This is a genomic window from Hyphomonas sp. BRH_c22, assembly GCF_000961795.1.
In the GTDB taxonomy this organism is placed as follows: Bacteria; Pseudomonadota; Alphaproteobacteria; order Caulobacterales; family Hyphomonadaceae; genus Hyphomonas.
In genome coordinates this window covers 44,927-56,122 of the sequence record NZ_LADU01000137.1, presented here as the reverse complement: position 1 = coordinate 56,122, position 11,196 = coordinate 44,927, and the positions used below count along the sequence as shown (strand labels likewise).

At 62.2% G+C, this 11,196-nt stretch carries 10 protein-coding genes; 2 read left to right on the top strand and 8 right to left on the bottom strand.

Annotation, left to right across the window (positions count from 1 at the left end):
- A partial coding sequence (locus VR74_RS19605) for a S8 family peptidase (protein WP_299951435.1) occupies window positions 1–2,311 on the top strand: 2,311 nt, incomplete at its 5' end.
- On the top strand, window positions 2,305–2,694 hold the full coding sequence (locus VR74_RS19600) for a hypothetical protein (protein WP_045699701.1): 390 nt from the start codon (window positions 2,305–2,307) through the stop codon (window positions 2,692–2,694). The genes VR74_RS19605 and VR74_RS19600, both read left to right, overlap by 7 nt.
- A 30-nt stretch (window positions 2,695–2,724) precedes the next feature.
- Here VR74_RS19600 and metK read toward each other — a convergent pair whose 3' ends face one another.
- The 8 genes from metK to rfbC all read right to left on the bottom strand — a co-directional run bounded on the left by metK (window position 2,725) and on the right by rfbC (window position 11,034).
- Window positions 2,725–3,906 carry a methionine adenosyltransferase gene (gene metK / locus VR74_RS19595; protein WP_045699699.1) on the bottom strand — a complete coding sequence of 394 codons (1,182 nt, stop codon included), beginning with the start codon at window positions 3,904–3,906 and terminating at the stop codon, window positions 2,725–2,727.
- Window positions 3,907–3,939: 33 nt separating this feature from the next.
- Entirely contained in the window at window positions 3,940–4,797 is an 858-nt protein-coding gene (locus tag VR74_RS19590; protein ID WP_045699697.1) for a formyltetrahydrofolate deformylase, read from the bottom strand.
- An 18-nt stretch (window positions 4,798–4,815) separates the two neighbouring features.
- Complete coding sequence (ahcY, locus tag VR74_RS19585) at window positions 4,816–6,216, bottom strand: adenosylhomocysteinase (RefSeq protein ID WP_366462933.1); 1,401 nt, start codon at window positions 6,214–6,216, stop codon at window positions 4,816–4,818.
- Between the two features lie 100 nt (window positions 6,217–6,316).
- The gene (locus tag VR74_RS19580) at window positions 6,317–7,477 is read right to left on the bottom strand and encodes a DegT/DnrJ/EryC1/StrS aminotransferase family protein (protein ID WP_045699693.1); all 1,161 of its coding nucleotides are present in this window, start codon (window positions 7,475–7,477) and stop codon (window positions 6,317–6,319) included.
- A gap of 117 nt (window positions 7,478–7,594) precedes the next feature.
- Window positions 7,595–8,458: a glucose-1-phosphate thymidylyltransferase RfbA gene (gene rfbA / locus VR74_RS19575; RefSeq protein ID WP_045699691.1), complete on the bottom strand. Its 864-nt coding sequence runs from the start codon at window positions 8,456–8,458 to the stop codon at window positions 7,595–7,597.
- Window positions 8,455–9,351, bottom strand: a complete 897-nt coding sequence (gene rfbD, locus VR74_RS19570; RefSeq protein ID WP_045699689.1) for a dTDP-4-dehydrorhamnose reductase — start codon at window positions 9,349–9,351, stop codon at window positions 8,455–8,457. The genes rfbA and rfbD overlap by 4 nt, the downstream gene beginning before the upstream one ends.
- Before the next feature lie 22 nt (window positions 9,352–9,373).
- Entirely contained in the window at window positions 9,374–10,450 is a 1,077-nt protein-coding gene (gene rfbB, locus VR74_RS19565) for a dTDP-glucose 4,6-dehydratase (protein ID WP_045699688.1), read from the bottom strand.
- Window positions 10,447–11,034, bottom strand: a complete 588-nt coding sequence (gene rfbC / locus VR74_RS19560) for a dTDP-4-dehydrorhamnose 3,5-epimerase (protein ID WP_045699687.1) — start codon at window positions 11,032–11,034, stop codon at window positions 10,447–10,449. Before rfbC ends, rfbB begins: the two co-directional genes overlap by 4 nt.
- Window positions 11,035–11,196: the final 162 nt, after the last annotated feature.

Below are 11,196 nucleotides of genomic sequence, written 5' to 3'. Positions count from 1 at the left end.
CCCGCCACCTCCACCGCCCCCGCCGCCACCCTTCCCGGCCACGATTGCGCCGCCGTCCGCCTTCGAGACGCGCGAGTACAGTGCAACGGTCGGCTTGCCGATGATCGGCGCGTCATCGGCCTATGCGATCGGCGCGACGGGGCAGGGCATCAAGGTGGCTGTCATCGATACCGGCTCGATCACCGATCATCCCGATTTCGACGGCGCCTCGATCACCACATTCGACGTCTGCGCCAGCACGGCCTGTCCCGGTTATGACAGTGCCGGGGATTCGATCACGCAGGTCCGCCAGCCGGGCGATATTGACACGGGCGGCCATGGCACGCTGGTCACGGGTGTGATTGCGGCCGTGCGCCAGGATGATTTCCGGACAACGGCCGATGACAACGTGGCGAACGGGATCCAGGGCATTGCCTATGAAGCGTCCGTCCTCGATATCCGCGCCGACTCGCCGGGCAGCTGTGCCCGGACCGGAGAGGATGAAGGCTGCTCATTTGCCGACAGCAGCCTCGTCAGGGCGATCGATCATGCCATCGCGCAGGGCGTGACCATCATCAACATGTCGCTGGGCGGCGATGTCGATACAGACCCGACCCTCGAAAACGCCGTGCGGCGGGCGGCCCAGGCGGGCATACTCGTCGTGATTTCAGCCGGCAATGATGCAGAACCGGCCGGGACGGACGACATGGGCAATCCGGTCGATGCTGTTGGCCAGACACCGTCCGAGCCGGCCTACATAGCGGGCGAGGCTGCCTCGCTTGGCCGTGTCGTGGCCGTCGGCTCGATCGATACAAGCCGAACGATTTCTGACTTCTCCAACCGCGCTGGCGAAGCGACAAAGAACTATTACCTGATGGCACCCGGTGAGGGCATCGTCACGACCGGTCTGGATGACGACATCATGTTTCCGGGCGATCCTACCAATGATGCCGATTCTGAGGGTGACTATTACCGTGTATCCGGCACGTCCTTCTCCGCGCCCTATGTGGCTGGCGCGCTGGCGCTGCTGCTGGATGCCTTCCCGAACCTGAAGCAGAACCCGGAACTGGCCTTGCAGATCCTGCTCGATACGGCTGACGATTATGTCGATGCGAGCCCCGACCTGATCACAGGCGCGATCGCGGGCGCGGGCGCGGATTCGGTTTCGGGTGTCGGCATCATGAACCTCGCCGAGGCGTTCCGCCCGCAGGGCCAGCAGACGCTCAGCATCTCGGTCGACCGCGTCAGCCTGGGCGAAGCGCTGGCGCCGTCCGGCGGCGCTTTTGGAGACTGGGCTTCCAATTCCGGCGCGTTCAACGGGCTCGTCTTCCAGGACAAGTATGATCGCGGTTTCCGGCTCGATGCCGACGCGACGGCGAAACGCCTGCCCAAAGGGCTGCTCGGATCGCGGGTGGTCGACATGAACACGCGGGCCGACTGGGCCGCCAGCCAGTCGCGCGCCGTCGCGGTGGGTGACCTCTCCCTTGCCTGGTTCACGCCGCGTGTTCAGGAAGACCGGCTGGCGCCGTATCAGGCAGACCCCGTCACGAATTTCCAGGCGGCCTACAGCTTCAATGGCGGCGAGGTCGAGTTCGGCCGGGGCGGCGGCATTTCCCGCCTCGCGCCGGATGTCACCCTGTTCAACGAGCCCGGGATCGGCAATGCCTTCTCGACCAGCGGCAACTGGGCCCGCGTCAGCCACGAGACCGCGTTCGGCCTGACAATGGACCTGTTCACCGCCACGGAGGAGACGCGCTCGCTGACAGGCGTCAGCCTTGGCCGCGATGCCCGGTTCTGGTCCGTCCGGGCCGGCATCTCGTCGGCTTCTGACACGCAAACCGCGCTGGGCGGCAGCCTGCAGGACCGTTTCGGCGAATCCGACCAGACGGACATGACCGCCTATTTGCTGGAAGGCGAATGGAACCCGTTCGGACGCCTGACCCTGTCTTCGGGCATGGAAATGGCGAGCGTCGATCTGCCGGGCATCGACAGCCGCGATATCTGGACCAGCCGCTGGTCGGTGGGCGCTGCCTATCCGACCGGACCGGGCGCGCTCAGCCTTGTCATTGCGCAGCCGCGCCGGGCCGAAACGGGCACGATCCGCTTCCTGGCGCCCACCGGCATGGACGAGCGGGGCTTCATCGTGCAGTCCGACATTGAGGCGGGCCTGACACCGAGCGGCCGCCAGATCGATTATGAAACCCGTTACCGGTTCAGACTGTTCGGCGACTGGACGGGGGAAGCCTCGGCGGCGCTGTCGACATCGCCCAACCATATCAGCGGTTCAGAGGATGAAAGTGTTGCCTGGTTCGCCGTGGGCACGAAATGGTGAGGCGCGCCGGTCTCCTGTCGCTATTGCTGGCGCCGCTTGGTGCCTGCACGCTGTGGAGCAATATGCTGGCAGCGAAACCCGCTGCAGACTGCCCGCCGGTCACCCGCGCCACAGCCTGGGTGGACCAGATGCCAAGGATTGGTTCGGGCGATCACAAGATGATCGTGGCGCTGTCGCTTGACGATGACCGCGCCTGGCTGTTGACGCCCGTGCCGTCCGGCACGCGCGGCCTGCTCACGCTCGAACTGTCGCCGGGCGGCCCGGCCGTGCCCGGGCATGCGAGCTATCGCGAACCCGCCGGCAAGGCGAAGCGCGAGGCGATCAGCATTGTCTGCGGCGGCGTAGAGCGCACCCGCATCACCCAGATCACGATCACGATGTGACGGCCCGGCGCCGAAGCGCCGGGCGCCAGCCTAGTTGATCAGGCGTTTGAGTTCGTCGATGAGGTCCGTCTTTTCCCATGTAAACGTGCCATCCTTGCCCGGCGCCCGGCCGAAATGGCCATAGGCGGCCGTGCCGGCATAGATCGGGTTGTTCAGCTTCAGGTGCGTGCGGATGCCCTTTGGCGAGAGATCGAACAGATCGCGCAGGGTTTTTGCGATACGGGCCTCATCGGCGAGGCCCGTGCCGTGCGTGTCGACATAGACCGACAGGGGCTGCGACACGCCGATGGCGTATGACACCTGGATCGTGCAGCGTTTGGCGAGACCGGAGGCGACCACGTTCTTGGCGAGATAGCGCGTGGCATAGGCGGCCGAACGGTCGACCTTGGACGGATCCTTGCCCGAGAAGGCGCCGCCGCCATGCGGGGCTGCGCCGCCATAGGTGTCGACAATGATCTTGCGGCCGGTGAGGCCGGCGTCGCCGTCAGGTCCGCCGATGACGAACTTGCCGGTCGGATTGACATAGAACTTGTCTTCGGGCGGGAACCAGCCCTCGGGCAGCACGCCCTGCACGATCGGGCGCACGAGTTCGCGCAGCTCTTCCAGTGTCGCGCTGGCCTTGTGCTGGGTCGAAACCACGATGGCGTTCACGCCGACCGGCTTTTCATCGACATAGCGCAGCGTCACCTGGCTCTTGGCGTCAGGTTCGAATTCCGGCCGCTCGCCGGAATGGCGCAGCGCGGCCATCTTCTGCAGGATCTGGTGGGAATAGACGAGCGTGGCGGGCATCAGCTCGGGCGTCTCGTCGGCGGCATAGCCGAACATGATGCCCTGGTCGCCTGCGCCTTCCTCGGTGAACAGGCCCTGGCCTTCCTCGACGCCCTGCGCGATCTCGGCAGACTGTCCGTGGACATAGCAGTTGACGTCCATCTTTTCCCAGTGGAAGCCGTCCTGTTCATAGCCGATCTTCTTGACCACATCGCGGGCGGTCTGGATCATCTCATCATGGGTCACGACGGCGCCATTGTTCGTGCGCACTTCGCCGGCCAGAACGACCCGGTTGGTCGTGGTCAGCGTTTCGACAGCCACCTTGGCCGTCGGGTCCTTCGTCAGGAACAGGTCAACAATGGCGTCGGAAATCTGGTCGGAGACCTTGTCCGGGTGGCCTTCTGCGACGCTCTCGCTGGTAAATTCAAAATCGTTCATCTTCATTGCAGTGTTTCCTCGGAAGCGGTGCGGTCGGGACTATCGGGCAAAGACAACCGTCTTGCCAGCGTTGATAAAAATTCTGTGCTCGGCATGCGCCTTGACGGCGCGCAGCAGCGCGGTGCCTTCAAGATGGCGGCCCAGTTCGATCATGTCAGCCGGGCTGAACGTATGGTCCACGCCTTCGGTGGCCTGCGTGATGATCGGGCCTTCATCGAGATCGGTCGTGACGTAATGGGCCGACGCGCCGATCACCTTCACGCCGCGCGTATGCGCCTGGTGATAGGGCTGGGCGCCCTTGAAGCTCGGCAGGAAGGAATGGTGGATATTGATGCAGCGCCCGGCGAGGCGCGCGCAGGCGTCATTGCTCAGCACCTGCATGTAACGGGCAAGCACGACCAGCTCGGCGCCGGTTTCATCGATTAGTTCGAACAGGCGCTGCTCAGCCTCTGCTTTCGTGCCGGCCGTCACGGGCACATGGAAGAAGGGCAGGTTCCAATGGGCGAAGCCTGCTTCGAGCGTCGTGTGGTTGGACAGGATGCCGACCGGCGCGATCGGCAGCTCGCCCCGGCGCGCCGCATAGAGAAGCGTGTTGGCGCAATGGTCCGACTTGGAAACCAGCAGGAGCGTTTTGACTGGCTGGCGGGCCGTATGGATGCCCCACGTGGCGTCCAGGTCGCCCGCAGCCGATTCAAGGTCGGTCCGCAGGCCGTCCGGCACGGCGTCGTCCGCTTCGGACTGGAACACGAGCCGGGCACAGAACTGCCCGGTATCCGGATCGCCAAAGGTGCGAGACGAGGCGATGAAGCAGCCGTGCCGCTCCATCAGCCTTGCCAGCGTGGCGACCAGTCCGACCCGGTCAGGGCAGGCCAGCGTAAGGATGTGTTCCTGACTCATTCGCCGCCGGGATACCGCCTAGTAGCGGTAGTGTTCCGGCTTGAACGGGCCTTCGGTGGTGACGCCGATATAGGCGGCCTGTTCGCCCGACAGTTCGGTCAGTTTCACGCCGAGCTTGTCGAGGTGGAGCATCGCCACTTTCTCGTCGAGATGCTTGGGCAGCGTGTAGACCTTGTTCTCGTATTCGTCGGCGCGCAGGTGAAGTTCGATCTGGGCCAGCGTCTGGTTGGTGAACGAGGCGGACATGACGAAGCTCGGGTGGCCGGTGGCATTGCCGAGGTTTACCAGGCGGCCTTCCGACAGCAGCAGGATACGCTTGCCATCCGGGAAGGTGATCATATCGACCTGTGGCTTGATGTTCGTCCATTCGAAATTGCGCAGGCCTTCGACCTGGATCTCGTTGTCGAAGTGGCCAATGTTGCAGACAATGGCCATGTCCTTCATCGCCCGCATGTGGTCGACGGTCAGGATGTCCTTGTTGCCGGTCGCGGTGACGAAGATGTCGAACTTCGAGGCGGCTTCGTCCATGGTGAGGACGTCATAGCCGTCCATGGCAGCCTGGAGGGCACAGATCGGGTCGATCTCGGACACCGACACGCGCGCGCCGGCACCGGCGAGCGAGGCGGCCGAGCCTTTGCCCACATCGCCATAGCCGGCGACGAAGGCCTTCTTGCCGGCCATCATCACGTCCGTGCCGCGGCGGATCGCGTCAACGAGCGACTCTTTACAACCATACTTGTTGTCGAACTTGGACTTGGTGACCGAGTCGTTGACGTTGATCGCCGGGAAGGGGAGTTCGCCCTTCTTTTCCAGCTGGTACAGGCGGTTGACGCCGGTCGTCGTCTCTTCGGACACGCCGCGGATGCCGGCCTTGGTCTTGGCGAACCAGCCGGGGCTGGCTTTCATGCGCTTCTTGATCTGCGCGAACAGGAATTTCTCTTCTTCCGAGCCTGGCTTTTCGAGGAAAGCCGGATCGCTTTCAGCGCGCTCGCCGAGGATCAGGTACATGGTGGCATCGCCGCCATCGTCGAGGATCAGGTTCGGGCCTTCGCCGTCCGGCCACTGGAACATGCGGTCGGTATAGTCCCAGTATTCTTCAAGCGTTTCGCCCTTGTAGGCAAAGACCGGCGTGCCGTTGGCGGCGATGGCGGCGGCGGCGTGGTCCTGCGTCGAATAGATGTTGCACGAAACCCAGCGCACCTTTGCGCCAAGGGCTTCGAGCGTCTGGATCAGGACCGCCGTCTGGATCGTCATGTGGAGCGAGCCGCAGATGCGCGCGCCCTTGAGCGGCTGCGTCGGGCCGAATTCTTCGCGCGCGGCCATCAGGCCCGGCATTTCAGTCTCGGCAATGGCGATTTCCTTGTTGCCGTATTCAGCCAGCTTGATGTCGGCGACGTGGTAGTCCTTGGCCATATCAATGTTCCTTTATATGTTTATGCGGGCGTTAGCATGACGCGCAGGCAAAGGCAACGCGGCAAGGGCCTGCGCGCCGGTTAAATTCTGTTCGGAAAGGGTTGGCTCAGCCGTTGAAGCCGAGAACGGCGTCGATCACGCGATCCTGGTCGGCCTCGCCCAGATAGGGATGCATCGGCAGGGCGAGCACGTGCCGGCTGGCAGCTTCGGTGACCTTGAGATGGCCTTCCGGCGGCGCAAAGCGCAGCGCGAAATCCTGCTGGTGGATCGGGACCGGATAATAGACCATGCTCGGAATGCCCTGGGCGGTGAGGTGGGCCTGCAGGCCGTCGCGGTTGTCATGCTCGATGACATATTGCGCCCAGACCGACCGGCCGCCCTCAATCACCACCGGAACACCCTTCACACCCCCACGAAGCCCCTCGGCATAGCGATCTGCGACCACTTGCCGGCGGTCGATCTCGTCAGCGAAAATCTTGAGCTTTTCGAGCAGGATGGCGGCCTGGATCGTGTCGAGGCGCGAGTTCATGCCAACCCGCAGGCTGAGATATTTGGGGTCGTGGTGGAAGTTGCGCGTGGCCGCATCGGTGGGCGTGACCTTGCCATAAACCCGAAGGGATTCAATGCGTTCGGCCAGTGCGGCATCATTGGTCACGATAGCCCCGCCGTCACCGTAGCAGCCAAGTGGCTTGGCCGGAAAGAAGCTGGTCGTGGCAATATCGGCCCAGTCGGACGGGTGTTTTCCGTTCAGCGTGCAGCCAAAGCCCTGCGCGGTGTCGGCAATCAGCTTCAGCCCGAACTCGTCGCATACCGCCTTGATTTCAGGGTAATTTGCGGGCTGGCCGAACAGGTCAACGGCAATCACGACTTTCGGCTTGAGCTTGCCCTCGCTGACCGTCCGTTCGATTTCAGCGCGCAGGGATGCCGGATCCATGTTGTAGGTCGCCGCATCAATATCGACAAAGACAGGTGTGGCGCCGAGCCAGGGAACGACCTGCGCCGTGGCGACAAAGGTAAAGCTCGGGCAGAACACGGCATCACCGGGTTTTAGCTCCCAGGCCATCAGGGCCAGGGCGAGCGCATCGGTGCCATTGGCGCAGCTGACCGCGTGTGATGCGCTGCACCACGCCGCGAGCTGGCGTTCCAATTCGGTCACTTCCGGGCCGAGAACATAGCGCCCGCTTTCGACCACGCCCTGTATGGCCGTGTTGATCTCGGTCTCGATGCGTTTGCGCTGGGCTTGCAGGTCGATGAAGGGGAGGTGCATGGCTTGTCGTCCTTGTTTCAGTCGTGGCGACGGGATCCTTTGCCCCGCCGATACGGTCTTGCCCGGCGCTGCGCAAATCACAGTCCATTACGCAATCCGACGCTGCGGGGGCCGGTGCTAGCCCTTCAGGAGCGAGGACAAGTAGTAACCGTACTCGTTTCTATATCCCGCAGAGAGCTTCAGCAGCTGCTCGTCGTCGATGAAGCCCATACGCCAGGCGACTTCTTCGGGGCAGGCAATCTTCAGGCCCTGCCGCTTTTCGAGCGTTTGAACGAATTGCGCCGCTTGCAGTAGGCCATCGAAAGTGCCGGCATCGAGCCAGGCTGTACCGCGCGCCAGTTTGTTCACGTTGAGATCACCGCGGTGCAGGTAGACATCATTCACGGAGGTGATTTCAAGCTCGCCACGCGCGGATGGTTTAACGTCTCGAGCGATATCGACGACATCCTTGTCATAGAAATAAAGGCCCGTGACAGCCCAGGTGCTTTTTGGGACTTCCGGTTTCTCTTCGATTGACAGGGCCTGGCCGTGGGTATCGATCTCGACGATGCCAAACTCGGTGGGGTTCGTGACCTTGCAGGCGAATATCTCGGCACCGGAAGTGATCTTTCCTGCCGCGTTCAATTGCCCGCTGAGCCCTGCCCCGTAGAACATGTTGTCGCCAAGGGCGAGCGCACTTGGCTTGCCTCCGACAAAATCAGCGCCGATCAGGAAGGCCTCCGCGAGGCCGCGGGCTTCGGCTTGTTCGGCATAGTGGAACGCCATGTTCCAGTCGTTACCCGAGCCGAGCAATTCGCGGTAGAGCGGTAAGGCTGTCGGGGTGGATATGATCAGGATCTCGCGGATCCCGGCGAGCATCAGCGTGGTGATCGGATGGAAGACCAGCGGCTTGTCATAGACCGGGAGCAATTGCTTGGAGACACCGCGCGTGATCGGATATAATCGAGTGCCTTTGCCGCCAGCAAGAATAATGCCTTTCATGTGCTGTAGCTTTCCTCTTTGATGAGCCGCGACGTCACGTCTTGGACGCCTTCCTGCCATGCGGGCAACCGCTGGCCAAACACTCGCTGCAGTTTCGCGCAATCGAGACGGGAGTTTGCCGGTCGGGTGACCGGTGTTGGATACTCGGATGTTAGTATACGTGATACGCTGGCAGAAGGTCCGCCAAGCGCAGCGCTTACGGCGAAAACGTGCTCTGCAAGCTCAGCCCAGCTTGCGTCGCCCATGCCGCTGACATGATAGAGGCCAAACAGCGCTTCGTCCGGCTGGCGGTGGATACGATGGGCCATTTCCAGCAGCGTCCTGGCAAGGGCATGGGCGCTGGTGGGGTTGCCGACCTGATCGGCGACGACCGCCACCTCGTCCTGGCTCGTGGCCAGCCGCAACATGGTCTTGACGAAATTCCTGCCGAAAGGGCTGTACACCCAAGCGGTGCGTACAATCAGGTGCTGCGGGTTGAGCGCCGCGACAGCGCGCTCCCCGTCCAACTTGGAGCGGCCGTACACGCCGAGTGGCGATATGGGGTCGTCTTCGCGATATGGACGCCTTGCCGTGCCATCGAAGACATAATCGGTCGAGATGTGGATCAACGGAATAGATCGCGCGCCGGTGGCACGCGCCAGATCGGCAGCGGCGGTGTCATTAAGCGCCGTGGCTGCGGCCGAATCGGATTCGGCAGTGTCGACCGCCGTATACGCAGCGGCATTGATGACAAGGTCCGGTGCATAGCGCGCAAGCGCCGCAGAGACCGATGCCGGATCCAGAAGGTCGAGGCCAGGCCGACCTTGCGTCACTAGGGTGCAGCCAGTTCCGGCGCCAGTTTCTCGCAGGGCCCGCGCAACCTGACCTGCTCCGCCAATCACAAGCAGTTTCACTTTAATGATACTCCAGTCGTGATTAATTCGCGAGAATTTCGCTCTTCGTGCCCGGGAGCAGGCCGAGGCGTGCACCTGAATACACCGACTTGCGAAGGGGCTGCCACCAAGCCGGATTGTCGAGATACCATTTCACGGTCTTGAAGATGCCGGTGTCGAAGGTCTCCTCAGCGCGCCAGCCGAGTTCAGCTTCGAGCTTTGTGGCGTCGATGGCATAGCGATGGTCATGGCCAGGCCGGTCCTGCACGAACCGGATGAGTTCACGGCGTGACCGGGCGGTCGGGACAAAGGAATCGAGCGCGTCGCAGATGGTTTCGACCACATGCAAATTCGTGCGTTCATTGCGCCCCCCGACATTGTAGGTCTCGCCGATACGACCGTGAGTTACGATCAGCCAGAGCGCGCGGGCATGGTCTTCGACATGCAGCCAATCGCGGATGTTGCTGCCGTCACCGTAGACCGGCAGATCCTTGCCATCGAGCCCATTGAGGATCATCAGCGGTATCAGCTTTTCCGGGAAGTGGTAAGGGCCGTAATTATTGGAGCAATTCGACACGATTAGCGGCAGGCCATAGGTGCGGTGCCATGCCTTCACAAGATGGTCGGATGCGGCCTTCGAAGCCGAATAGGGTGATGAAGGGTCGTAAGCGGTCGTTTCCACGAACAGGCCTTCCGGCCCCAGGGATCCGTAGACCTCGTCGGTCGACACATGGAGGAAGCGGAAGGCTGACCTGCGGTCGGCATCAAGGCTGTCATAATAGGCCCGGGCCGCTTCAAGCAGGTTGTAAGTGCCCATGATATTGGTCTCGACAAAAGCGCGCGAACCTGAGATCGACCTGTCGACGTGGCTTTCGGCAGCGAGATGCAGGACATGGTCCGGCTGTTCGCTGGCGAAGATATCCCGCATTGCGTCGGCGTTGCAAATGTCTTGCTGGATCAGCTTGTATCGCGGCGAAGACGACACGGAGCGCAGCGATTCAAGGTTGGCGGCATAGGTCAGCTTGTCGATGACCGTGACAGAAGCATCGGTCGCCCCGGCAAGGTAGCGCACAACTGCCGATCCGATAAAACCGGCGCCGCCTGTGACGATGATTTTCATGTCGGCGCTCCCGGCTTGGTTGAATCAGGTAAATAATCGAAATAGGATTGCAGGTCACGGAGTTGTGGCTGTTCCGCATCCTTGTCCGAGAGGACCGGCCGATGGCCCTTCAGGGGCCAGTCGATGCCGATGTCAGGGTCGTCCCAAGCGATGCCTTTGTCGCTGGCGGGATCATAATAGGATGTGACCTTGTAATCGACGGCGCAATCGGGCGCCAGCGTGCAGAAACCGTGGGCAAACCCGACGGGAATGAACAGCTGCCAGCCGTTTTCAGCGCTGAGCGTCGTGCTGACATGCTGTCCATAGGTGGGAGATCCGCGACGGATATCGACGGCAACGTCGAAAATGGCGCCCTGAGTGCAGCGAACCAGTTTCCCCTGTGCACTTGGGTGGGCCTGAAAATGAAGGCCCCTCAGGACGTAAATTTCCCTGGACAATGAATAATTGTCCTGCACGAACGGGCCGGGGATCCCGGCGGCGTCATATGCCGATTGTCGGTAGGTCTCGATGAAATAGCCCCGCGCGTCACCAAATTGCTTTGGTTTCACCAGCACAACTTCAGGAATGGATTGTGGGTAAAACATGGGCGTGGCTGCCACGGCTGGAGTTTCAAGAGGCAGTCGCCGCCGTGTTGCGGCGCTTGGTTTGGACTGGGTAGACAAGTCGCCAACTGGCTGGGTCTTGTCAAGCTTCGCGACCAGCCCTGGAGCCGCTCCTGGGGTTTGACTTTCCAGAGGGGCTCCACC